The following is a 24,622-nucleotide window of genomic DNA, read 5'->3' on the forward strand; positions in this document are numbered from 1 at the left end:
GCCAGTGGGACCAGTTATTCCAATTCCGGTAGGGCCTGTAACCCCAGTGGGACCAGTTATTCCGATACCGGCAGGACCTGTAACCCCAGTGGGGCCAGTTATTCCGATTCCGGTAGGACCTGTAACCCCGGTGGGACCAGTTATTCCGATTCCAGTAAAACCTGTCGCACCGGTAGGGCCTGTGATTCCAGTAGGTCCAGTAGGGAAAGTAAATGGTGGAATTGATGGTAGTGTGGGACCGATTAAATTTGGTTCCAGAGCAGGTCCATGTAAAGTATTATATTCTTCATTCATATAGTAAACCTCCTATCATTGCTTGTCATAATTATTAAATGTATTAGAGGAAGTAAATGACATTCGCAATAGCGGAGCCGCTTCTATAATTTTTCCTCAGCAAATATAGGTCTAGTTTAAGTGATATTGAAGCGTACAGTTACGTACTACTTAAGTATGACACCTTTACTTCTCACGTAACATATAGTATGATGATTTCAATAAATTAGATTTCAATGACTATAATATAAATTAATGAGAGGTGCTTTTTGTGAGTGCGGTAGGTACTAAATAGGAAAAATTTAATGAAATAAGTCAGATAAGAACAGGGGATTTTTATGTATACCATACCCCTAACTTTGTCATGGATTTATTTCGATACCTATGAAGATACCTACAATACTTTATAAAGCGTGTAATAAGGGACTGCCATCTATTTTTTTATGGCTTATTTCCTCATATGTTATTACACATGCCTTGTAAATGTAAAAGCTGCGGTATCCCCGCAGCTTTTTTGTATATATTTTTAATGTATAAAAATGGTAATTTAATAATGTAGAACTCATTGGAATCTAATGAGTAGGTATCTTCATTTATGATAAAAATCAATCATAGTGAGGAGAAACAAAATGAATACGATGACTTTTGAAAAGTTACAATATAACGAATTAAAGGATATAGTGAAATCTTATTGTGTAAGTGGATTAGGTAAGGAATTATTAAACAAATTAGAGCCGAGTACGAGTCTAAAAGTAGTGAGAAATCGCTTGAATGAAACGACAGAAGCACGAGCTATATTAGATGCAGAGGGGCATGTTCCTTTCTTCGGCATTTCTAATATTGCTAGTACAATTCAAAAATTAGAAAAAGGGATGATTTTAGATCCAGAAGAATTAGTAAGTGTTTCAGACTTTTTACGTGGATGTAGAAAGATTAAAAAGTTTATGTTAGATAAAGAATTTTTTGCACCAGTATTAGCTTCTTATGCAAATTCAATGACTGAATATAAAAGTATTGAAGAGGAAATTAACTTTTCAATTAAAGGAAATAGTATTGATGTAGCTGCAAGTAAAGAGTTAAAGCGAATTCGAAATAATATTGATTCTGTAGATGGGAAAATAAAAGAACGTTTAATGAAATTTTTAAATAGTAGTGCAAATAAGAAATTCATTCAGGAATTCTTTATTAGTAAAAAGGATGACCGTTATACGATTCCAATTAAATCTTCCTATAAAAATCAAGTTGCTGGAAGTATTATTGAAGCCTCGGCAAAAGGCTCTACTGTATTTATAGAACCGCATACGGTTACGAAATTGAATGCAGAATTAGCAGGTTTGAAAGCAGAAGAAGCGGTTGAAGAGTATCAGATTTTAGCGACTTTATCAGGAATGGTGTTAGAAAACATTTATAGTATAAAGATTAACATGGAGCTAATTAGTCAGTATGATATGGTATTTGCGAAGGCAAAGTTTAGTAAATCGATTGATGGAATAGAGCCGAAGTTAAATGATCATGGCTACATTCATTTAGTGAATTGTAAGCATCCGCTTTTAACAGGGCAAGTTGTACCGTTACATTTTAAAATTGGTCAAGAGTATCGTAGTTTAATTATTACAGGGCCGAATGCGGGCGGAAAGACAATTGTGTTAAAAACGATTGGATTGTTAACATTAGCTACAATGTCAGGCCTTCATATTGCAGGAGATAGAGGTACAGAAATCGCTATTTTCGAAAATGTATTCGTAGATATTGGTGATAATCAAAGTATTGAAAATGCATTAAGTACATTTTCGTCTCATATGAAAAATCTTTCTGAGATTATGAGGATGTCAAATAATAATACGTTGCTATTATTTGATGAAATAGGGAGCGGTACAGAACCGAATGAAGGTGCAGCACTTGCAATTTCTATTTTAGAAGAATTGTACCTTGCGGGATGTATTACCGTTGCGAGTACGCATTACGGAGAAATTAAACGATTCTCAGAAATGCACGATGACTTTATGAATGCAGCGATGCAATTTAATAGTGAAACGTTAGAGCCGCTTTATAAATTAGTTATCGGAAAATCAGGGGAAAGTAATGCACTTTGGATTGCGAATAAAATGAGCGTAAAAGAACATGTACTGAAAAGAGCGAAAGAGTACATGGGAAATAAAGAGTACGCTTTAGAAAAAGTGAATGAAAGTAAAATTAGAAAACCGAAATTTGTACAAGAAAAAAGAGAATCTCATTATGAGTACAAAATCGGCGATCGTGTGAATTTATTGGATTATGATGATTTTGGTATCATCTATAAGGAAAAAGATAATTTTTATAACGTTGTTGTATATTATAACGGTGAATTCGTTGAAGTAAATGTAAAACGTATTACTTTAGAAGTAGCAGCGAAGGAGTTATATCCAGAAGGATACGATTTAAATACACTATTTGTTGATTATAAAGAAAGAAAAATGCAACACGATATTGAGCGCGGATCGAAAAAAGCACTGCGTAAAATTCAAAAAGAAATAAGAAAGAATAGAGGATAAGTTAAAATGGTAACGATTAGACAAGAACAAAAAAATGATTATAGAAAAACAGAAGAAGTCGTAAAAGAAGCATTTTTACTTGAAGAATTTAGTGATAAAACAGAACATGAACTTGTAAAACGTATTAGAGAATGTGACGCGTTTGTTCCGGAGTTATCAATTGTTGCGGTAGATGAAGATATAGTTGGTCACATTATGTTATCGAAAATTACAATAGAACAAGATGGAACTTCTGTAGAATCGTTAGCACTTGCGCCAGTTTCAGTTGCTAGGGGCCATCAGAAGAAAGGAATTGGCGGAAAACTGATTACGGCTGCTTTAGAAAAAGCGAAAGAACTTGGATACGGATCAGTTGTAGTATTAGGACATCCAGAGTACTACCCGAAATTTGGTTTTAAGAAAGCAAGTGAGTGGAATGTAAAAGCACCGTTTGAAGTGCCTGAAGAAGTGTTTATGGCGATGGAGCTAAGAGAGAACGCTCTCCAAGGTGTAGAAGGAGTTGTTCAGTATTCGAGTGCTTTTGCTGAGTAGGAGTAACGGTTAAGAAATGTAATCATAAAAGATGCTATCTTTTTGTATGGATATACAGAAAGATAGCTTTTTTTATTAAGCGGATCTACTGACGTATATTTTGCTCAATGAATAATTGAGGTGGTAAAATTGAGATAGAAACGTAAAGGGAGAGAATAGAATGAATAAGCGAGAAACAGATAGCAATGAGAATGCAGTTACGTTATATGTTACAAGACACGGTAAAACAATATTAAATACGAATCATCGCGCGCAAGGTTGGGCTGATTCTCCATTAGTAGAAAAAGGTGTTGAAGTTGCCACAAATTTAGGAACAGGATTAAAAGATATTCATTTTATGAATGCGTATAGTAGTGATAGTGGCCGAGCGATTGAAACTGCTAATTTAGTATTAAAATATAGTGAGCAATCAAAATTAAAACTTGAGCAAAGAAAAGATTTGCGAGAATTAAATTTCGGTATTTTTGAAGGTGAAAAACTTGAGAATATGTGGGATGTGGTTGGAAAAGCTGCAGGCGTTCCATCACCAGAAGAACTTATGAAGTTTTCTATTCAAGAAGTGATTAATCTTATTAGAGTAGCAGATCCTACAAAACAGGCGGAAGATTGGGAATTATTTTCTACTCGTATAAAAGCTGAGATAGATAAAATTAGTGAAGAAGCTGCTGGAAATGGTGGCGGTAACGTTTTAGTTGTCGTTCATGGGCTTTTGATTACTACCTTAATAGAAATGTTAGACAGTAGCAAAACAAAACTTGGGGTGGAAAATGCTAGTGTGACGAAGATTGTATACCAAGATGGAACATATACAGTCGAGTCGGTTGGAGATATGAGTTATGTTGCAAAAGGGAAAGAAAGTGTGGAAATATAATTAAATCTCCAAGAGATATAAGAAAAGGAAGGTAGAGAAATCTAGCTTCCTTTTCTTATTGGAACGATTATGGAATTAATAAAATCTTCCCTGTACTTTTTCTGCTCTCTAATAATTTATGTGCAAGAGCACCATCTTGTAAGGAGAATGTAGTAGGGCACTCAATGTTTAATTTGCCAGTTGCGATCCAATCGAATAATTGAGTAGATCGTTTTTTACGTTCTTCATAAGTGGTAAGAACGTTCCAAAGGTCTCCGCCAGTTAAAGTTTTTGAAGTATCCATAAGCATACGTGGATCAACTGGCGCAGGATTACCACCAGCCATTCCGTAAAATACGACAGTACCGCCAATTTTAGTAGCGTTAAAACTGTCCTCTAATGTAGAACCTACTGATTCATATACAACATTTACTCCAGTTCCATTAGTCATTTCAAGTACTTTCGTATGCCATTCTTCGTTATATAAAAATACGTGATCGGCACCAGCTAATGTAGCTATCTTTGCTTTCTCTTTTGATGACGTTAAACCAATTACTTTTCCGCCATATAGTTTAATCATTTGAACAAGAAGTTGACCGACGCCACCAGCTGCAGCGTGTACTAAAGCTATATCACTTTGTTTTAGTTGATAGCTATCTTGCGTTAAATAATGTGCAGTTAATCCTTGTAATAAGACAGAAGCGGCTGTTTCAAAAGAAATAGAATCTGGTAGTGGGATTACTTTTTCAGATGGAACGGCAACTAGTTCTGCATTTGCAAATGGGACGTCCGCAAATGCAATACGGTCTCCTAGGTTGATAGTAGTAACGTCAGCTCCTACTTTTTCAACAATTCCAGCTCCTTCATAACCTAATACATAAGGCGGATTGCCAGCAAGATGATAATCGCCGCGGCGTCTATAAATATCAGCGAAGTTTAATCCGATTGCTTTCGTGCGGACTAGAATTTCATTTGGATTTATGATTGGATCATGTATTTCTTTATATTGTAGTACATCTGGATTTCCAAACTGTTCGAAACAAAGTGCTTTCATATGGAATCCCTCCATTTGTATTGTTTGTCGATACTCTTTATCATACAATACAAATATCAATAGGCAAAGAGGATTATTTTGATGAAATCAATCGGAAATATCGATTGAAAAGAGGGATGATAAATGGAGATAAAACAATTAATTACATTTAAAGTAGCAGCAGACACTTTGAATTTTACACAAACTGCAAAGAAATTAAATTTTGCCCAATCAAGCGTAACGGCACAAATTAAAACGTTAGAAGCTGAGCTTGGTACACCGTTATTTGAAAGATTAGGAAAACGCCTTTTCTTAACTGAAGCAGGAAGAAAGTTTCAACTATATGCGGACAAAATAATCGCACTTAGTAAAGAAGCAAAGACGGCCGTGAAAGATGATGAGGAAATAGCAGGTACGTTAATAATTGGTGCACAAGAAAGTCAATGTACATACAGACTGCCTTCTATATTAAAGAGGTTTAAAGCACAATTTCCTCAAATAAAACTTATATTTAAACCAGCACATTCCAATAAAGATGCAAAGGAACAATTGATGGAGGGGAAAGTAGATCTTGCATTTATTTTGGACGAATGTAAAACAGAAGATGTTTTACATGTGGAACCACTTATGAAAGAAGAATTAAAAGTAGCAGCTGCTCCTACGCATCGTTTACTTGAACAACCTTCAGTTTCTATAAAAGATTTAGAGAGTGAAACACTTCTACTAACAGAATTAGGCTGCTCGTATCGGACTTTATTTGAAGAACTATTTCGTATAGAAGATGTGTATCCAGCAAATAAAATTGAGTTCGTTAGTGTCGAGGCAATTAAACAATGTGTTATTGCAGATTTAGGTATAGCTGTTCTACCAGCGATAGTAGTAGAAAAAGATATAAGAGAAGGGACAATAAAAGAGTTACATTTAGAAAATGCAATTCCATCGATTTATACACAAATTGCTTGGCATAAAGATAAATGGATGACAGCACCACTGCAGCAATTTATTGATGTAACAAGGGAGTTTTTTACAACGGATTAAGTGGAGAAATATTTATTTTATATAAAAGAAAAAATGGCAATTTTGTATAAAGAACCGATGCTTGAATATAACAAGTATCGGTTCTTTTATGTTTTAAATATAGAATGCTATAAAATGTGTATTTCTCAACTTTTTTCTTACAAGGATAAGTAAAATTCTTCGTATATTCCAATAATCATCAGGGAATTTACAACGTTTATTCGTTTCTGTAAGATGCCTCTAGGAAGAGTGAAAGGAGGGCTTACATAGCAGTATAGCTTGTCTTTAGTATACGTACTTATTGTGAGGGGGAATTTAAAATGTTTAAAAAGTTAATGAAAGTATGTGTGTTAAGTGCGGCAAGTATAGGTGTATTATTTAGTTTTCAAGGAAGTACATTTGCAGCTACTGATTTAAGTAGTTATTATGACGGGAAAAATCCAGCAACAACGAAAGTATACGGGGGAAGTACAACATGTGATGCAGATGGATTTAATGCAAAGTCTACAGCAGTTTATGAAGGTAGTAAAAAAGTGGGGACAGTGTATTTACGTTACAGTAATAAATGTCATGCAGCATGGGCTAAGTTTGTGTTAGATCAACCAGCACCAGCTGTTTCGGGAGGAGTGTACGCGTACGCTGTTGTAAATAAATACAAAAATGATGTATTCCAAAAATCAGTTACTTCTAATCAGGGGAACGGCACAATAAAAACAGGTCAAACGAGCACTTATACAGGAATGGTATTTGATTTAACTGCTGATTTCGGATACACAGCAGATGCTGATAACGGTTACGGGAAAACAGCACGTTACTAATAAAGGAGTGAAATTATATGAAACTTTTAAAAAAGACGAGTGCATGTTTATTGCTATCTTTACTCGTTGTAACTAGTATGTTTAGCACGATTAATAGCGATAAAGCATATGCAGAAGATCATTCATATGATGGGAAAAGTCCTTATTATAATAGTTGTGATCAATCCGCAGTAACGAAAGAGAAGAAATGGATAGATTCAAATTCTTATGTAGAATTAAAATTTAGCACGACGTGTAAGACGGCTTGGGCGAAAGTTACTGTAACTCGTCCAGCAGTTTATAATAACGAAGCTGATGCAAGGGTTGTTAGAAAAACAGATGGAAAGGCATATACTTGCGGAAGTGCTGGAGGAAATGGTGTTGTAAATAAAGGGCAAACATCATGCTATACGCCAATGGTATATGACTTGGATCCAAGAAAAGCGCAAGCACAGGGGAAACATGCCATTCCGAATAGCGATGCTTATAATTATGCGGAGACTATTTGGTATTGATGAGGATATGGAGATTGTAAGGTAGAGTATTTTAAGAGCATGTTTAGATTGGATTTCAAAACATGCTCGATTTGTATTCATTCTAATTTTTTCGGTAATCATAAACCATTGAATTAACTAAGGTCAGTATCAGGAGGAGTATATCCAAGGTACCTAGCCATCGATACAATTTGTCCTTTATGATGAAACTCATGAGTCTCCGTATGAGTTAAAAGCCATAGCGGAGTTGTGCTCCAAGGTTCTTTTTGCCACTTTACTTCATTTGCTATATTTTCGAGCCAACGGTCATTGTATTCATCTAAAAAACGTTGTACAGTCTCATCTACTAACTTAAATCTAGCACGGACTTTTTCCACATCTGCATGCTCAATTTCGTAATCGCTAGCAAATGAAAAATCTGCTCTTTTTTGCTTGAATGCGAATGATCCAAGCCAGTATCGGTAGCAATCGGCTACATGAATATGAGTCTTTATAATGCTACCGCTTCCGAAATTAGGAACTGTGCTATGTAATGTTTCTACGGGGATTTCTTCCAAAAACGAAAATAGAGTTTCTCTTGTAGAGCTAATAAGATTATATTGTTGTTTTAAAATATGTAACATGCAAGTACACTCCTCTTTTATTTACATAGTAAGTAATTCTATATTTACGAGGAGTGAACCTTTTTATTATTTTTAATAAGCATATTAGATGTATTTCTTATTTGTTTCTGATAGATTAAACAAGGTGAAACGTTAATAAGTTGAACATTCTTAGTTCATAATAAATTGTACATGAAGAAGGGAAACGATCAAATGAATAGACTAGTGGGTTTAAAACAATTTGAAATAACGCGCGGGGCGTTACTTAAATTTATGGAAACGTTAGATGATAAAACTGCGGATACGCAGCCAGAGGGTTTTAACAATACAATTCGTTGGCATATCGGTCACGTGTTAACAGCAGCAGAAGTTTTCATGTTTGGAAAAGAATTCAAACAATTACCAACTGAATATCCAGGTATGTTTGGGTATGGATCACGACCATCTAAATGGAAAACAGAAGGACCATCGTTAGAAGTATTAACGGCTCAATTAAAAGAACAAGCAAAACGTATTAACGAAATTCCAGCAGAAGCATTTGAAAATAAACTGCCAGAGCCATTCCTAGGATTGGAAACAGTAGGGGAGCTTTACGGTATGATGCTTTATCATGAAGCTGATCATATTGGGCAAATGAAAGCGATGGAACGTATTATTAAAGCTCTTTAGTCTTAATTGCATATAACAAGCAATACAGTTGTAATGTTAAATAATATATACAAAAAAGGTAGATAAATTATTATCTACCTTTTTTGTATAACTTCTTGAAGGATTAGGGATTATCATCGTGGTGCTGATGAAGAAGGATTAGAGAATTTTATAATTTTTTAGGTTGTGATTATTAATTGTAGTATTCCTAAATATGGAATATAAGTATAATGATAGAGAAGAACTAGAAATAGGGGTGAATACTATGATTACATTAGAGCAAAAGTTAGAGCAATATAAACATACATATGTACAGTTAAAGGGAGAACTAAAATGGAAAACGAGTGATTCTCGAACAGGAATGATGATTGCTGCTATGTATGCAGGTAGTGATAAATTGTTTAATCTCGAACGTTTTTTAGAAATTAGTAGTTATATTAAGAATCAGGTAGGGATGTTTTCATACTTAAAGTCTTATCATCGTTTTGTAGTGGCCGCAACATTAGATATTCACTTTACAGATTACAAGAAAGCTTTTCGGACGTTTTTAGATTTATATGAACAATTGGTCACTAGTGGCTTTAGCCGGAGTATATTTACTTATCTCGCAGCAGCTGTGCTTTTAACAGAAGAAAATGAACAGCATGGCGCGCACATTCAGCGTTCGATGCAAGTATATAAACGCATGAAAAAGGATCACCTCTTTCTTACAAGTACAAATGATTATCCGCTCGCGGTTTTATTAGCAGGACAATCAGAGAATGTAGAAACACTTATGGATCGTGTAGAACGTCTGTATCAGAAACTAGCGAAAGCTGGTTTGCGTAAAGGGAATGATCTTCAGTTTTTAAGTCATATTCTTTCACTAAAGAAGGATGTCCGTGAAGAAATGTTAGTTGCAACATGTACAAACATATGGAATTTGTTAAAACAAGAAAAGGTAAAAGTGAAACAGATGCATTATCCAGCAATCGGGCTACTAGCGTTACTTGAAGATGGAGAAAAAGAGATTTATGCTATTAAAGCGTTGATTGAAAAACTGCAGGGGGAGAAATTATTCCGTTGGCATGCAGATGCGAATATTCTTATTGCTATTCAACTGTTCGTAAGTCAGAAAGGTGAGGAAAGTAAAGCTACCAACACAGGTTTACAAACTATGATAGAAGTCCTCATACAAGCACAACAAGCAGCTATGATGGCAACGATTGCCGCTTCATCTGCAGCAACATCTTCTGCTAGTAGTAGCTCATAATATGTAACTACTTTAATAAGGAAGGTAAAAAAGCCCATCACTTTCTAATGAGTGATGGGCTAAATATTTTTACATAATCAGCATTATTTTTTCGACTCTTTCAAATGTTTGAGTTGTGTAACAATCATAATGCTAATAACAACGAGTAAAAACCATGAACTAATTTTGCTTAAGTGAACGAGATTCCACGCTTCCCGTTGATTTGGATATTGCCATGCTCCGAAAAATGTTGCGATGTTCTCTGCAATCCAAATAAAGAACCCAATAAGGAAAAAGGAGAGAACGAGTGGCATTTTATATGTAACGCCTCGTAATGAAAATTCTACAAATGTCCGAAAGAAAACGATGAATAAAAGTACAGTTAATACCCATCTAAAGTCATATAGAAAATGATGTGTGAAAAAATTAAAGTAAATCATAGCGCCTAGCGGTATAGCAAAAATAGCCCTCGGCCAATGGTACATTTGTAAATGTAATCTTCTCCACGCTTGGCATATGTAACTGGCAACACTTGCATACATAAAGCCACTGTAAAGTGGAACTCCAAAAACTTTTGAATATGCCTCTTCTGGATAACTCCATGAACCGAAATGTACTTTATATATTTCTAGTAAAAGCCCGATAAGGTGAAAAACAGTAATTACTTTTAGTTCATCTTTCGTCTCAAGTCCAGTCTTATACATAATCCACTGCATAAGAAGACATACGATGAGTATGAAATCATAGCGGTATAACCCTGGGATGGAAATGATTTTTGATAGGGCTAGTGTTAAGAAAATAACGACTGGGAATAAACAGGATAATGCTTGCTCGTAAGTGAAATGTAATAGTTGTTTTATATAGAACATTGTATCTCCTTTTTGTTAGAAAAATCAAAATAATGACTAAGTATACTACAATTTAAAAAATAAACCAGCAGTCTATTTTGCATGTATTTGTAAGTTTTAGAAAGGAATTGTAATAAGTATTTTAATATTTAACAAATTAAAAAAATAGTTTGCTATTTTAAAAAAGTGAGGATATAATTTCTAAATAAAAATGATAATTATTATCAATAAATATTATAAAATAAAAATAATTATAAAAAACAACTGAATATAAAGGATGAAATGAAACATGTTACATAAGTCTGCTGTATATGCTGGCAATAAGCACATGAAACATATTAAGTTCATATGTTTCATGTGCTTATCAATTTTATGTTTAATCGGATCTATATTTTTAGCTATTGCATTCGGTGCAAAGGATATCCATTTGCAAACCGTATGGACAGCGGTTTTTGATTATAATCCGAAATTAACGCAGCACCAAATTATATATGAATTAAGGCTCCCAAGGGTAATTGGAGCAGCAGTTGTAGGAGCAGCTTTTGCGGTCGCTGGGGCTGTTATGCAAGGAGTAACACGAAATCCTTTAGCTGATGCAGGTGTGCTTGGCATAAATGCAGGTGCGATGTTTGTAGTAGCACTTAGTTTTGCCTTTTTTCCGCATATGCCATATTCCTATTTAATGATTGTCTCTTTTATTGGAGCGGTTTTAAGTACAGTACTCATTTTTATTATCGGATCGGCCACATCAGGCGGATTAACACCAATGAGGTTAACGATTGCTGGAGCGGTTATGGCAGCGCTTTTACATTCATTAAGTTCAGGTGTTGCGATTTATTATGATTTAAGCCAAGATTTAGCGTTTTGGTATGCTGGTGGTGTTGCAGGGGTTAAGTGGGAACACTTGAAATTTTTAGTCCCTATTATTCTTATAACGATTATTTTTGCGACAATGCTAGGGAGATCTATTTCACTCATATCAATGGGAGATGATGTTGCTACAAATTTAGGAGTGAAAACGAACCGAACGAGAATACTAGGGATGATTATAGTAGTCATTCTTGCAGGTGTATCTGTTTCAGCTGTTGGTTCTATCGGATTTGTAGGACTCGTTATTCCGCATATTGCTAGAAAATTAGTTGGTGTTAATTATCGACTCATTATTCCTATGTCAGCATTATTAGGTGCTATGTTATTAGTTTTAGCTGACCTAGGAGCAAGAGCAGTAAACCCTCCTAAAGAACTTGCGATAGGAATTATGGTAGCTCTTGTTGGAGTTCCGTTCTTCCTCTATATAGCACGTAAAGTTGGGAGGGAGCTATAAGTGAAGGGTCTTATTAACACAGATAAAAAAAGAGCCATTACTGTAACTACAATATTCGGTTGTATTGGTATCGCTGTCATTTTACTTAGCTTAAATACAGGGACACTTAGTATTGCACCGCTCAAAGTAATTCAAACGCTTTTCGGTTATGGTGATTTTGAAAGTGCAACCGTGCTATACGATTATCGTATGCCAAGAATTATAATCACAATGTTAGCTGGTATTGGCCTTGGGATTTCCGGTGCGATTTTACAAGGATTATCACGTAACGCACTTGCAGACCCTGGTATTTTAGGATTGCATTCAGGTGCATCTTTCGGGCTAATTATATTTGTTACTTTCTTTCATTCTATTAATGAGAATGCATCGATTTTAATACCGTTATTTACATTTGGTGGGGGAATACTAGCTGCATTTTTAATTATTATACTTGCGAGTGATCGATCAAAAGGTTTACTTCCTATTAGACTTATTCTCGTTGGTATTGCTGTTTCAGCTGGATTTAGTGCGATTTCGTTATTTTTCTCTCTCAAGTTAAATGATGAGACATATACATTCGCTTCCAGATGGTTAGTTGGTAACGTGTGGGGAAGGGATTGGATTCATGTCCTTGCATTATTACCTTGGATTTTCATACTAACCCCGTATGCATGGCTAAAATCTAAAACGTTAAATGCATTGTCACTAGGTGATAGTGTGGCAGCAGGACTTGGTGTTTCTGTTCAAAAAGAACGGTTACTACTTTTAGCTACAGCGGTTGGATTATCTTGCGCGAGTGTATCGATGGCAGGAGGAATTGGTTTTATCGGTTTAGTTGCTCCGCATATTGCAAGAAAGTTAGTAGGTACTACGTATCAACATTTTCTTCCTTTAGCTGGCATTATCGGAATGATTATTTTAGTGCTAGCAGATACGATAGGTCGTTCTATATTTGAGCCAAACTCTATTCCAGCTGGTGTAGTAGTGGCAGCTTTAGGAGCACCGTATTTTCTTTATTTACTTACAAAAACAAAATAAATACTTCAAAGAGGAGAACATATGAAAAAGAAACTTACTATTTTATTTAGCATGATGTGTATTTTAGTATTAGCAGCATGTGGTCAAACGAAAGCTAATGAAGAGGCAACGAAAAAAACGGAAAAAAGTAATGACCCAAAAATTGCTTCAATGTCTATTCATTTAACAAATGATTTACTTGCATTAGGAATTACACCAGTAGGTTCTGTTATTGGGGGAGATTTAAAAGATTTCTTACCGCACGCTAAAGAGAAGTTGAAAGATACGAAGAAGCTTGGTGTTGTAACAGATCCGAATATGGAAGCGTTACTTCAATTAAAGCCAACTGACATTTATGTTGATGAAAAATATGCTGGTAAAGATGTAGCGAAATACGAAAAAATTGCAAAAACACATTCTTTCAATTTAGATGAAGGTACGTGGAGAGATCATTTAAAACAAGTTGGTAAACTTGTAAACCGTGAGAAAGAAGCAGATAAATATATTCAAGATTACGAAGAGCAATCAAAACGAGTAAAAGGTTTAATAGATAAAGAGCTAGGTAATAACGAAAAAGTAATGGCAATTCGCGTTACTGCAAAAGAATTGCGTGTATTTAGTACGAAAAGACCGATGGGACCAATTTTATTCCAAGACTTAGGGTTACAGCCTGCAAATGGTGTAGAGAAAATTGATGGAAACCGCCCTTTCGAAGTCATTTCACAAGAAGTATTACCTGACTTTGATGCAGATGCGATTTTCGTTGTTGTAAATAGAGATGATAAAGCAAAAGCAGCATTTAAACAACTTCAAGAAACGCCAATTTGGAAAGACTTAAAAGCAGTTAAAGGCAAGCACGTATACATTATCAATGATCAACCATGGCTGGACTATTCTGCTTTAGGAAACAAAATGGCAATGGATGAAGCGGAGAAAATGTTTACGAAATAATATAGTTTTGCTATTAGGAAAGGCCCTCTAAATTTGGAGGGCCTTTCTATTATTGTTAGAATAAATAAAAAATTATACAATGAAGTTAATTCAATATGGAGGAGATGTGCCAATGTCAGCGCTTATTGTAAGTATCCCATTTATGAAACAGTTTATGGAATAAGGGGATAAATAGTCTAAAATAAGTATCCCCGTTATTTAAAAGGGGGAGTTTGAAATGACAATGAATCTTTTTCGAAATAAAACGATTAAATTATCAGCTATGAGAGAAATAGATGCTGAAGTAATGGCTATGTGGCAAGAAGATAGTGAGTATTTAAGACATGTTGATACAGATGTAGCATTCCCGCAATCTTTAAATGAAATAGCAAGTGATGAGTTATTAAAAGGACGGAGATCGAATAGTGTTTCTTTCATGGTAAGGACAGTTCAAGAAGATCGCTTAATTGGTTTTGTGGCGATTCATGGTATAGAGTGGAATAACAGAACAGGTTTATTAGCCATTGGTATAGGAGATGCGAATGATAGAGGAAAAGGATATGGGAAAGAAGCAATACATCTTATTCTAAAGTATGCTTTCTATGAATTGAATTTACACCGCATCGGTCTCGATGTTATTTCGTATAATAAACCTGCCATTGCATTGTATAAAAAGATGGGTTTTCAAATGGAAGGCTGTATGAGAGAAGCGGTTCAAAGAGATGGGAAGTGTTTTGACCGTCTGATTATGGGGATATTGCGGGATGAATGGATAGAGCTGCAAGGTTAGAAAGTACATTCGAAATTATATATGTAGTATGCAGGAGATATAATGGTAATTGGCGAAAATTTACAGTGTGTTGATTGAATTTATAAGGAGTCATGCAAAATGAATTTAGAAAAGGCAAAACCAGTAAATGAAGAGGTCGCCGAATTAAAAGAACTTATTAAAGAGTTACACGGAAGTGTGCACCAACTTCAAAGTGAAGTGCAGCAACTAAGGCACGAAAGACCAGTTGTTGAAGTGAGAAAAGGTGTTCAATTATCACCAACAATTGTCGGACAAATTGGTGGTATGATTTTAGGTGGTTTAGCAATTATCGGTATATTTTGGTGATGAAAAAAGGTTTGCAGCACGGATGCTGCAAACCTTTTGTATTTGACGATATAATTTCATGCAATACAACTTTTACATTAAATAACGTAAATATATATAAGCATGTGATAACAAGAGTGCAACAATAGTTAATGGTAAACCAATTTTTAAGAAGTCCATATAAGAGAAGCCATGTCCTTCACGTTTTGCAATACCAGCAACGACTACGTTTGCAGATGCTCCGATTAGTGTTCCATTTCCTCCTAAGCAAGCTCCAAGAGATAACGCCCACCATAGTACTTCGATTTGCGGAGAATCGACAGATAGTCCGAGTCCTGTAGCTAAGTCTTGAATAAGAGGAATCATCGTTGCGACAAATGGGATGTTGTCGATTGTCGCAGATGCGATGCCAGATACCCATAAAATAAGTATAGCTGCGAATCCGATGTCACCGTTTGTTACATCGATTACTTCTCTTGCAAGTGAAGAGATAAGTCCGATATCAATTAACCCGCCAACGAGAACAAATAATCCGGCGAAGAAGAAAATGGTAACCCATTCAACGTGGGCAAATACATCTTCAATATCATGTTCTTTCACGCCGATTAACATAAGAAGTGTAGCGCCTGTCATCGCGATAACAGCAGCGTCTACATGAATAATCGAATGAAGTACGAAGCCTAAAATTGTTAGTCCTAAAATCGAAATAGATTTTAAAAGGAGGCTTTGATCTTTAATGTAATCTTTTTCGTTTAATGCCATTAGTTTTTCGATTTGTTCAGGTGTTGTTTTTAGTTTGTTACGATACATGAAGTAAATAATGCCAAGTGTCACGATAGAAATAATAATTACGATTGGAGCTAAGTTAAGTAAAAAGGCGTTAAAGTCTAAATGCTTGTTTGCTGATCCAATCATAATATTAGGTGGATCACCGATTAATGTTGCTGTTCCGCCTATATTTGAAAACAGCACTTCTGAAATCAAATAAGGCACAGGATTTACTTTTAAAATACGTGTAATGGATAATGTAACAGGAACGATTAATAAAACAGTCGTTACATTGTCCAAAAATGCTGATCCGACAGCAGTTAATAGGGATAGTAATAATAAAATGCGAATCGGTTTTCCGCCAGCTGCTTTTGCCGCTTTAATGGCCACAAATTCAAAGACGCCTGATTGACTCGTAATATGTACGAGAATCATCATCCCAATTAAAAGGGTAATCGTTTCCCATTGAATATGTGATGTGAAAGCAGTATGTAAATCTACAACTCCAAAAATAATCATAATAGCAGCACCGAATAGTGCGATTACAGCACGATTCAATTTCTCAGAAATAATAAATCCGTACGTGATTAAAAATACGGCAATTGCAAAATAATATTGCCAATTTGCTACTTCATGTGCTGACTGTTCCAATCATGTCACCTTCTTTAAATTATGTATTCAATTGTCGAAATGTATCTCGCTGCAATAATACGGGATAAAATATATTGTAGCAAATTCAAAAAAGAAAGAAAACTATTTAACAAAGTGAAGGAAAAAATGTATTTTTTACATATCATATAAAAAATATAAAAAACACAGTGCAAATTATTAGGAAAAGTGAGCGTTGTCCTCTAATATAGAGATAGCAATTTACATTATTTTTGCGTAAAATGGTTTAAAGAGGTGAATTCCGATGGAAATAGTAAAAGATAGTTCTCTTATTCAAAATGAAATTGAACGTTTTGTAAATAAAGATGTATATATTCATTTAGAAACGACAAACGGAGCGTATGCATCACACATAAATGAAAAGATGATGACAGTTGGTGCTTTCATTCGAAATGCGATTATCCGTTTTGAACGCGGGAAGATAACTGGAACAAATCCATACCGAGTTGGTCTGAAAATGGATCACGGTTGGGTATATGCTGAAGGTATTACGCACTGGGAAGTAGACGATCAAGAGCGTTTATTATTAGCTGGACATGATAATTTAGGTCGTCTAGCAGTTGCACTTGAGTTAAGCTTAACACCATTTAAGTAAGAAGGAGGGAAACTTATGGAGAGACATGTACTTGTTGTATTTCCGCATCCAGATGATGAAGCATATGCTGCGGGAGGAACAATTCGCTTATTAACAGATCAAGGAGTACCTGTAACATATGCATGTGGTACTCTAGGACAAATGGGACGTAACATGGGTAAGAACGTATTCGCTAACCGTGAAACGATTCCACATATCCGTAAGAAAGAATTGAAAGATGCTTGTGAAGCGATGGGTATTAAAGATTTAAGAATGCTTGGCTTCCATGATAAAACGTTAGAATTTGAAGATGTTGATTTCGTTGCTGACAAAATTGAAGCAATCATTCAAGAAGTAAATCCATCTCGAATTATTACATTTTATCCAGAGCACGGTGTACATCCAGATCATAATGCATTTGGCCGCGCTGTCGTTCGCGCTGTATCACGTATGCCAAAAGAAGAGCGCCCAGTTATTCATGCTGTTGCGATTACGAAAAATCGTGAAGCAGTATTAGGAGAACCGGATGTTGTAAATAACATTAGTGAAGTATTTGATCATAAATTAACTGCATTAGGTGCGCACCGTTCACAAACAGAAGCAATGCTTGAAGACACGCATGCAAAAATAAAAAACAAAGATGCAGCAACATTAAAATGGCTGCAACTTGAACAGTTTTGGACTTATAAATGGGAGTAGGCTAGAAGGATACCTTCTAGTTGCTCTTATATAGAAAAGCGCCGTCACTTGTGATGGCGCTTTTTTTATTGAAGACTATATATTTCTTAGGGGGCTTCAAAATTTTTAAATTAACATGCAGTATAGCCTCCATCAACAAGAAGTGTTGTACCGTTAACAAAACTAGCATCATCACTTGCTAAAAATAAGACAGCTTTAGCGACTTCTTCTGGTGTTCCAAGTCTGCCTTGTGGATGAAGTGAAGCTAAATATTCTTTCTGTTCAGGATTAACACTACCAAGTAAAGGGGTGTCAATATAACCGGGGCACACCGCATTAATACGTATTCCATATTTAGCGTAGGCAGTACATAAATTTTGAGTTAATAGTTTCACACCACCTTTTGCAGAGGAGTATGCTGTTGGGGTAGGTAATGAAACAAAACTATGAATCGAACCAGCGTTAACGATGACACCACCTGTACCTTGTTTAAGGAATTGTTCAATCGAATATTTATTAGAAAGGAATACCCCAGACAAATTAATATCAATAGTTCTTTTCCATTTTTCATAGGATAATTCATTTGCCGGTGCATCATCAGCAACGCCGGCATTGGCATACATAATATCTAATTTACCGTATGTACTTACTGTCTCATGAATTAGCTGTTTAATATCTGCCTCTTTTGTTACATCAGTTTTAATAAATAACGTATTATATCCATGTGCATTCAATTCATCTGATAGTTCTTTTCCACGTTCAGAAAAGTCAGCAATAACTACTTTTGCACCTTCTTCGATAAAAAGACGAACAGTAGATTCGCCAATTCCACTTGCACCACCAGTTATGATTGCTACTTTGTCTTTTAATTTCATATAAACCTCTCCATTCATCAATGAATTTAAGTCGAATTTTTAAATTTTGTTATTAAACTATCAACCTTAAATAGTAAGTAGATAGAAGAAAAAGCTCGCGTTTACTTAATCGTAAAAGCCCGATTGGTGAGGGCTAATAATCAGTGAGGGATGAACAAAACCCCCACTGATTAAAGTTTTACTTTATTGTACTTTTTGATACAGTGATGGATGAAAATATTAATTTGGTCAATTTTATCATTAGATTGAATATTTGGTAAAGAGCTCTCGAAAAGAGCGAGTGCCGATGCTGAAAAATTAAAATAAACATTCAGTATTATTTGTAGGGTAAGGAACAAAGGGGAGAGATGCATAACGAAAAATACTATGCTAGTTAAATAGGAAAAAGCCTTGCAGGGGGGCAAGGCTTTAAACAGGGTATTAAAAATTATTGATTTATTAAGAATAACTTCTTCTTGTGAATAAACTAATTTTAGCATGATAACTCATATATATGTGTTACGAATTTGTGAATAAAAACTCAATGATAAAAGTATGAGTGCAAGGAAATAATGTATTTGAAATATGCATTATTACACAAAGTTCAGTTGAAATAGGGAGGGAAATAAAAAAGCGCAATGAGCAAAATAATTAAGAGACGAATTATACCAAAGATTAGTGGAACGCCTAATACTAAATTACTTTTTGCATTTAATTCTTTAGAATTGATTTTTAATAATGTATGTGAGAAGCGTATATTTTGAATTATTTAATAGAATAATATATATTTATATTGATTTAGTGATTTTAGTTTTTTTAAAATGGGGAAATGGATATGAAGGTTAAATTTGCCGTAATAAAAGATGAGAACTTTGATTGTAGTTTATTGGAAACAAAATTATTGAAAACTTTTAAAGAAGTAGATTGTGAAGCAGATATTGTAAAGGTTGAGGATGAAATTTTTGAAAACAATGATATACAAATGCATTTGTCAGAAATAACCATTAATGTTACTGGGAAAAATATCGGATTTAGATCCGTTTCAGCCAGTATATTTATTGTTCTAGAGAGTTTATCAATACAGCTATTTCGTATTCATATTAGTATACTTTAAGCAGTTCAAAAAGTGGATTCTTCAGAAAATCATACTGATTATATTGAGTTGTAAATATGAAAATAATAGAAATTATCGTAGGTGCTCCCGAATGTTGGATTGCACATTGTTTGTTGTTAAATAAACAAGGGATACTTTTTCTAATTTGAACGTATCTTAACGCTAATTTATAAATAGAAGAATGGAAACATGTGAGTAATTCAATTAAAATGTACAAATAATTTGGTACGCGGATATACGGAATGTATTCACAGGTAAGAGGGTTGTCTCATAATATATATAGATTTTTCTATTAAGATGAACAGAGGGTGTGAATATATGGAAGATGTTTACGCTAAAATTGACAGTCTCAAGGCGGAGCAAAAAGAAATTATGCGAGACATTCGAAATTTAGAAACGCGTACCACTATTAATGAGAAAGACATAGCAACAATCAATAAGCAATTAGAAAAAATAAGTACAAACACAACTTGGATTTTGCGAATTATTATTAGTACGATAATAATGTCAGTTTTAGGATTGATATTAAAAGGAATGATTTAGTCTTGTGAAATAGAACAATATAAAAGAAAGAGGGGAGCTCCCTCTTTCTTTTATATAAATGAGAAGCTATAAATTTTCCGTTTCCTTTTCATCTGCATATTTTTCCTCTAAAGAAATTAATAGAGGAATGGATACAGTTACTAGAATGATTAAAGTAGTTATAAAAGATTTAGAAAGAGAAAAAGAACCTTCAATGAAAGGTGATAAAAACTTGAATGAAAGTATACTTGTTATTAAGGAAATTACTAAAAAGCTAAAAAGAGATATATTTTTATTCTTTATAGATGTCTCTATAAAGTCTTTAACACAGGTTATTACGACAAATATAGTTAATATGATAAGAGAAACAAAATAATGTGTTAAATTCGTCATACTAATAGTAGGGTCTTCTATTATGTAAGCAAGTAACTTAGATACTAATATTCCTCCAAACAATAAAATAATAAAAGCAAGTAATCCTTCTGATATATAAGTGCTGAAATTCTCTTTCTTGTTAAAGAGTTTGTAGTTCAGAGTGGATTGGATTATTTGAATTAGGAATAGGGTAATAATCCATACATAATATACAAATGGTAATTCTCCTGAGAATAGAGAAATTAGAAAGTTTACTACTGTCCTTAAAATTTCAATCATTACGAAAGTCCTCCTACTTGTTCAGCGTTATGATATTAGGAATATATCGGTCTATCATTTTATAATTAGGTTTATAAATTCAAACTATTTCTAATTATTCCATAATAAGGTGGTTATATCAAGTTGTTATCTTCTATGGGGTGTATTAGTTGTTCACTAATATAAAAAGAACATTTGAACGTTAATACTAGAAAAATAAAAGTAATATGTAATATAATTGAAAAAGTATGTTTTAAAATCAATGTTAATATTACCCTCCTATAAGTATTAACATACGTAATTGAGGTGTTTTCTTTGTTGTTTTATGACCGGATTTCTATAATGGCCCCTCCTGTTCCATAGCTTAGGAAAGTCTTTTTACTTCTGAGATTTTCAAAGTTATAGGAGGGTATGAAAAATGAAAAAAGTCTCGGTACCATCACTTTTGTTAATGATTGTTCTTGTCGCATTTCCGCAAATTAGTGAAACGATTTACACACCATCTTTACCAGACATTTCAAAGGCATTACAGGTAAGTAATAATGAGGTGCAGTTAACACTTAGTGTGTATTTTGCTGGATTTGCGTTAGGTGTATTTTTTATTGGTTGGTTATCAGATATAATTGGTCGTCGCCGGGCGATGTTACTTGGAATTGTCGTATATGGCGTTGGGAGTTTCTTGTGCTTTATTGCAAATTCCATTGAAGTTTTATTGCTAAGTCGTTTTATTCAAGCGTTTGGAGCAAGTGCAGGATCCGTGGTTACACAAACGATTCTTCGGGAAAGTGTAGATGGGCATAAACGCCATGTTATGTTTGCTCAAATTTCGGCAGTCATTGCTTTTACACCAGCGATAGGCCCGCTAGTTGGGGGCTTTCTTGATCAAATGTTTGGATTTAAAATAGTATTTTTAAGTTTAGTTGTTATGAGTGTCGGGATTTTTCTGTATACGTTTGTTTCTCTTCCAGAAACAAAAACAGACTCAGTGACAAATAAAATCAATGTCTTTTCAGTATTGAAAAGATTAATTACAAATCCGAAAGTAGTAACATATGGGCTATTAATTGGAGGAGCAAATGGTGTTTTATTTAGCTATTATGCAGAAGCACCGTTTATCTTTATCGAATACTTTCAGTTATCACCCAGTACGTATGGATTTTTAGGAATTGTTGTTGCGTCTGCTTCTATTGTTGGAGCGAAAGTTTCAAAACGTTTACTGGTTACTTATAAGCCAGAGAAAATTATATATATCGGTTGTCTTGTAATGACAGGTGGAGCAGTCGTTTTATCTATTATTACTTCAGTTGGATCAAATCCAAATATAATATATATGATTGGATTTTTAGTAGCGATGTTTATATTGCTATTAGGAATTGGAGTAGCGTTACCTAATTGTTTAAGTTTAGCATTAGTAGATTTTCAAGATGTTATTGGTACAGCTGGTGCATTGTTTAGCTTAGGGTACTATATAATTGTAACGGTGACAATTTTGGGAATGAGTCAGCTGCATACAGGCTCGTTACTGGTGATGCCACTTTATTTTCTGGTTATTGTAGTTATTATGATGGTGTTTACTAAAGTGTTTATTTTAGGTAAACAAACTTCAAAAGCAATTTAAATATGAAATGGTAAAAGGGTCTCATTAAAAATGAGACTCTTTTATATTTTATGCCTCAAAATTGGACTGGACTAAAGAAGTTAGTAATTTATTAATATATTAAATTTCTGATTGGTATATGAATCTAACGTTTGGGAAATCACGTTATCAACTATGAAGATTGAAGTACATGAGATGTGAAACCGAGGAAGAAATGCCATCCTTGGTTATTTATATTGTAATAATATTCATACCGGAATCATATTGAATAGATGTATTTTATTGTTAATTTAGTTAAAAATTAAGCAGGCTTATGTATAATAATTTATTGAAAAAATAATTGAATTTTTCAGATTAATGAATTAATATAAGGTAAGTAATTTTAAGATTTATAGAATATTGGAAGATGAAGGTTTTGAGAATTTTATTAGGAGCACAAAACGATTTTAGGATAGCTTTAAAGCTAGTGTAAAATGACGTTTGCTTCATCATTTTCAGGGCCGAAAGGAATTAGGGGAAAGCATCTTGTTTTAAAATGCGGCTATGAATCATCTAAGAGGGGGAAGTGAAGTGGCAAACAAAGAATTGAAAAGAGGTTTAGAAGCACGTCATATTCAAATGATTGCTTTAGGCGGAACAATTGGTGTTGGTTTATTTATGGGGTCAGCCAGCACAATTAAATGGACAGGTCCGTCAGTAATGCTTGCTTATGCAATTGCAGGTATTTTTATCTTCTTCATTATGCGTGCCATGGGAGAAATGTTGTATATGGAGCCAAGTACAGGCTCATTTGCGACATTCGGTCATAAGTATATTCATCCGCTAGCTGGTTATATGACAGCGTGGAGTAACTGGTTCCAGTGGGTTATCGTTGGGATGTCAGAAATTATCGCGGTTGGAGCGTATATGCAATATTGGTTCCCGGATTTACCAGCTTGGATACCAGGTATAATTGCCATGGTCATTCTTGGTGCAGCTAACTTAATTTCTGTTAAGTCATTTGGTGAATTTGAATTTTGGTTCGCGATGATTAAAATCGTTACGATTCTATTAATGATTATTGCGGGATTTGGTCTTATTTTCTTCGGAATTGGTAACGGTGGAGAAGCGATTGGTATATCTAATCTTTGGTCAAATGGCGGTTTCTTTACAGGTGGTTTTTCAGGATTCTTCTTTGCATTATCACTTGTAGTTGGAGCATATCAAGGTGTGGAATTAATCGGGATTACTGCTGGTGAAGCGAAAAATCCGAAGAAGACACTTACAAGAGCAATTCAAAGTACAATTTGGCGTATTTTAATATTCTATATTGGTGCTATTTTCGTTATTGTAACTGTGTATCCGTGGGATCAATTAAGTACAATTGGTAGCCCGTTCGTAGCGACTTTTGCGAAAGTTGGTATTACGGCAGCAGCTGGACTTATTAACTTCGTTGTAATTACAGCGGCAATGTCTGGTTGTAATAGTGGTATTTATAGTGCTGGACGTATGCTTTATACGTTAGGGATAAATGGACAAGCACCAAAATATTTCACAAAACTTTCTGGAAATGGTGTACCTTTATTTGGTACAGTTGGCGTAATTATCGGTTTAGCGGTTGGTGTTGTATTAAGCTATATTGCACCGAAAAATTTATTCGTATATGTATATAGTGCGAGCGTACTTCCTGGTATGGTACCATGGTTCGTCATTTTAATTAGTCAAATTCGTTTTAGAAAAGAAAAGGGAGCAGAGATGAAAGATCATCCGTTCAAAATGCCATTTGCTCCTGTAACAAACTATTTAACGATTGCCTTTTTAATTATGGTATTAATCGGAATGTGGTTTAACGATGATACTCGTATTTCACTAGTTGTAGGTATTATTTTCTTAGCTATCGTTACAATTAGTTTCTATGCTTTTGGAATAGGGAAGCGAGCTCCGTTAGACGTTCAAAACAATAAAGAGATTTCAAGTAAATAAAGAAAAGGCTGTTCATCTGGAACAGCCTTTTTTTATTGTTGATATAATTT

26 protein-coding genes are annotated in these 24,622 nt (G+C 34.5%); 19 read left to right on the forward strand and 7 right to left on the reverse strand.

Annotated features, from left to right (window positions below; translation table 11 throughout):
- The coding region (locus MR167_RS21895) for an exosporium leader peptide-containing protein (RefSeq protein ID WP_242315457.1) at positions 1–294 on the reverse strand (294 nt) is incomplete at its 3' end.
- Between the two features lie 608 nt (positions 295–902).
- Here MR167_RS21895 and MR167_RS21900 point away from each other — a divergent pair.
- The 3 genes from MR167_RS21900 (at position 903) to MR167_RS21910 (ending at position 4,206) form a co-directional block, all read left to right on the forward strand.
- Positions 903–2,804, forward strand: a complete 1,902-nt coding sequence (locus MR167_RS21900; protein WP_001095201.1) for an endonuclease MutS2 — start codon at positions 903–905, stop codon at positions 2,802–2,804.
- Between the two features lie 6 nt (positions 2,805–2,810).
- Complete coding sequence (locus MR167_RS21905; protein WP_000256473.1) at positions 2,811–3,335, forward strand: GNAT family N-acetyltransferase; 525 nt, start codon at positions 2,811–2,813, stop codon at positions 3,333–3,335.
- Between the two features lie 160 nt (positions 3,336–3,495).
- A complete protein-coding gene (locus tag MR167_RS21910; protein ID WP_001042048.1) occupies positions 3,496–4,206 on the forward strand; it encodes a histidine phosphatase family protein in 711 nt (236 codons plus the stop codon).
- 67 nt (positions 4,207–4,273) lie between these two features.
- Here the strand turns inward: MR167_RS21910 and MR167_RS21915 are convergent, their stop codons facing one another.
- Positions 4,274–5,239: a quinone oxidoreductase family protein gene (locus tag MR167_RS21915; protein ID WP_000645236.1), complete on the reverse strand. Its 966-nt coding sequence runs from the start codon at positions 5,237–5,239 to the stop codon at positions 4,274–4,276.
- A gap of 123 nt (positions 5,240–5,362) precedes the next feature.
- Here MR167_RS21915 and MR167_RS21920 point away from each other — a divergent pair, with 123 nt between their 5' ends.
- The 3 genes from MR167_RS21920 to MR167_RS21930 all read left to right on the forward strand — a co-directional run bounded on the left by MR167_RS21920 (position 5,363) and on the right by MR167_RS21930 (position 7,547).
- The gene (locus MR167_RS21920; protein WP_242315458.1) at positions 5,363–6,256 is read left to right on the forward strand and encodes a LysR family transcriptional regulator; all 894 of its coding nucleotides are present in this window, start codon (positions 5,363–5,365) and stop codon (positions 6,254–6,256) included.
- A gap of 299 nt (positions 6,257–6,555) precedes the next feature.
- Positions 6,556–7,053: a DUF2690 domain-containing protein gene (locus MR167_RS21925; protein WP_242315459.1), complete on the forward strand. Its 498-nt coding sequence runs from the start codon at positions 6,556–6,558 to the stop codon at positions 7,051–7,053.
- Positions 7,054–7,070: 17 nt separating this feature from the next.
- The gene (locus MR167_RS21930) at positions 7,071–7,547 is read left to right on the forward strand and encodes a DUF2690 domain-containing protein (protein ID WP_000771161.1); all 477 of its coding nucleotides are present in this window, start codon (positions 7,071–7,073) and stop codon (positions 7,545–7,547) included.
- Positions 7,548–7,660: 113 nt separating this feature from the next.
- Here the strand turns inward: MR167_RS21930 and MR167_RS21935 are convergent, their stop codons facing one another.
- Positions 7,661–8,149, reverse strand: coding sequence for a DinB family protein (locus tag MR167_RS21935; RefSeq protein WP_000902413.1), 489 nt, complete (start codon positions 8,147–8,149; stop codon positions 7,661–7,663).
- Positions 8,150–8,320: 171 nt separating this feature from the next.
- Between MR167_RS21935 and MR167_RS21940 the strand changes: the two genes are divergently transcribed.
- Positions 8,321–8,797 carry a DinB family protein gene (locus MR167_RS21940; protein WP_003279300.1) on the forward strand — a complete coding sequence of 159 codons (477 nt, stop codon included), beginning with the start codon at positions 8,321–8,323 and terminating at the stop codon, positions 8,795–8,797.
- Positions 8,798–8,990: 193 nt separating this feature from the next.
- The gene (locus tag MR167_RS21945; protein ID WP_003309751.1) at positions 8,991–10,028 is read left to right on the forward strand and encodes a DUF4003 domain-containing protein; all 1,038 of its coding nucleotides are present in this window, start codon (positions 8,991–8,993) and stop codon (positions 10,026–10,028) included.
- An 83-nt stretch (positions 10,029–10,111) separates the two neighbouring features.
- Here the strand turns inward: MR167_RS21945 and MR167_RS21950 are convergent, their stop codons facing one another.
- Positions 10,112–10,876 (reverse strand): DUF817 domain-containing protein, encoded by a 765-nt coding sequence (locus tag MR167_RS21950; protein ID WP_000499382.1) that lies wholly within the window; start codon positions 10,874–10,876, stop codon positions 10,112–10,114.
- A 268-nt stretch (positions 10,877–11,144) separates the two neighbouring features.
- Here MR167_RS21950 and MR167_RS21955 point away from each other — a divergent pair, with 268 nt between their 5' ends.
- The 5 genes from MR167_RS21955 to MR167_RS21975 all read left to right on the forward strand — a co-directional run bounded on the left by MR167_RS21955 (position 11,145) and on the right by MR167_RS21975 (position 15,222).
- Complete coding sequence (locus MR167_RS21955) at positions 11,145–12,179, forward strand: FecCD family ABC transporter permease (RefSeq protein WP_000902700.1); 1,035 nt, start codon at positions 11,145–11,147, stop codon at positions 12,177–12,179.
- On the forward strand, positions 12,180–13,196 hold the full coding sequence (locus MR167_RS21960; protein WP_000677264.1) for a FecCD family ABC transporter permease: 1,017 nt from the start codon (positions 12,180–12,182) through the stop codon (positions 13,194–13,196).
- A gap of 21 nt (positions 13,197–13,217) precedes the next feature.
- On the forward strand, positions 13,218–14,126 hold the full coding sequence (locus MR167_RS21965) for an iron-hydroxamate ABC transporter substrate-binding protein (protein WP_000728216.1): 909 nt from the start codon (positions 13,218–13,220) through the stop codon (positions 14,124–14,126).
- Between the two features lie 217 nt (positions 14,127–14,343).
- Positions 14,344–14,895: a GNAT family N-acetyltransferase gene (locus MR167_RS21970; protein ID WP_000178503.1), complete on the forward strand. Its 552-nt coding sequence runs from the start codon at positions 14,344–14,346 to the stop codon at positions 14,893–14,895.
- A gap of 99 nt (positions 14,896–14,994) precedes the next feature.
- Positions 14,995–15,222 carry a coiled-coil domain-containing protein gene (locus MR167_RS21975; protein WP_001047304.1) on the forward strand — a complete coding sequence of 76 codons (228 nt, stop codon included), beginning with the start codon at positions 14,995–14,997 and terminating at the stop codon, positions 15,220–15,222.
- 72 nt (positions 15,223–15,294) lie between these two features.
- Here the strand turns inward: MR167_RS21975 and MR167_RS21980 are convergent, their stop codons facing one another.
- On the reverse strand, positions 15,295–16,620 hold the full coding sequence (locus tag MR167_RS21980; protein ID WP_000437992.1) for an ArsB/NhaD family transporter: 1,326 nt from the start codon (positions 16,618–16,620) through the stop codon (positions 15,295–15,297).
- Positions 16,621–16,882: 262 nt separating this feature from the next.
- Here MR167_RS21980 and MR167_RS21985 point away from each other — a divergent pair, with 262 nt between their 5' ends.
- Together MR167_RS21985 and bshB2 are read left to right on the forward strand one after the other, a co-directional pair.
- Positions 16,883–17,233 (forward strand): YojF family protein, encoded by a 351-nt coding sequence (locus MR167_RS21985; protein WP_000407045.1) that lies wholly within the window; start codon positions 16,883–16,885, stop codon positions 17,231–17,233.
- Positions 17,234–17,248: 15 nt separating this feature from the next.
- Positions 17,249–17,911, forward strand: a complete 663-nt coding sequence (gene bshB2 / locus MR167_RS21990; RefSeq protein WP_000439483.1) for a bacillithiol biosynthesis deacetylase BshB2 — start codon at positions 17,249–17,251, stop codon at positions 17,909–17,911.
- 110 nt (positions 17,912–18,021) lie between these two features.
- On the opposite strand, the gene MR167_RS21995 is transcribed toward bshB2, so the two are convergent.
- Positions 18,022–18,765 (reverse strand): SDR family NAD(P)-dependent oxidoreductase, encoded by a 744-nt coding sequence (locus MR167_RS21995; protein WP_000768019.1) that lies wholly within the window; start codon positions 18,763–18,765, stop codon positions 18,022–18,024.
- Between the two features lie 814 nt (positions 18,766–19,579).
- Between MR167_RS21995 and MR167_RS22000 the strand changes: the two genes are divergently transcribed.
- Positions 19,580–19,858, forward strand: coding sequence for a hypothetical protein (locus MR167_RS22000; RefSeq protein ID WP_000865002.1), 279 nt, complete (start codon positions 19,580–19,582; stop codon positions 19,856–19,858).
- A gap of 318 nt (positions 19,859–20,176) precedes the next feature.
- Positions 20,177–20,401, forward strand: a complete 225-nt coding sequence (locus MR167_RS22005; protein ID WP_000390464.1) for a hemolysin XhlA family protein — start codon at positions 20,177–20,179, stop codon at positions 20,399–20,401.
- A gap of 66 nt (positions 20,402–20,467) precedes the next feature.
- Here MR167_RS22005 and MR167_RS22010 read toward each other — a convergent pair whose 3' ends face one another.
- Positions 20,468–21,034, reverse strand: coding sequence for a DUF5823 family protein (locus MR167_RS22010; protein WP_106103745.1), 567 nt, complete (start codon positions 21,032–21,034; stop codon positions 20,468–20,470).
- 397 nt (positions 21,035–21,431) lie between these two features.
- Here MR167_RS22010 and MR167_RS22015 point away from each other — a divergent pair, with 397 nt between their 5' ends.
- Positions 21,432–22,631, forward strand: coding sequence for a multidrug effflux MFS transporter (locus MR167_RS22015; protein ID WP_000758019.1), 1,200 nt, complete (start codon positions 21,432–21,434; stop codon positions 22,629–22,631).
- Between the two features lie 549 nt (positions 22,632–23,180).
- On the forward strand, positions 23,181–24,572 hold the full coding sequence (locus tag MR167_RS22020; protein ID WP_001284408.1) for an amino acid permease: 1,392 nt from the start codon (positions 23,181–23,183) through the stop codon (positions 24,570–24,572).
- Positions 24,573–24,622: the final 50 nt, after the last annotated feature.

This window comes from Bacillus cereus group sp. BfR-BA-01355, from assembly GCF_022663675.1.
GTDB lineage: Bacteria > Bacillota > Bacilli > Bacillales > Bacillaceae_G > Bacillus_A > Bacillus_A thuringiensis_S.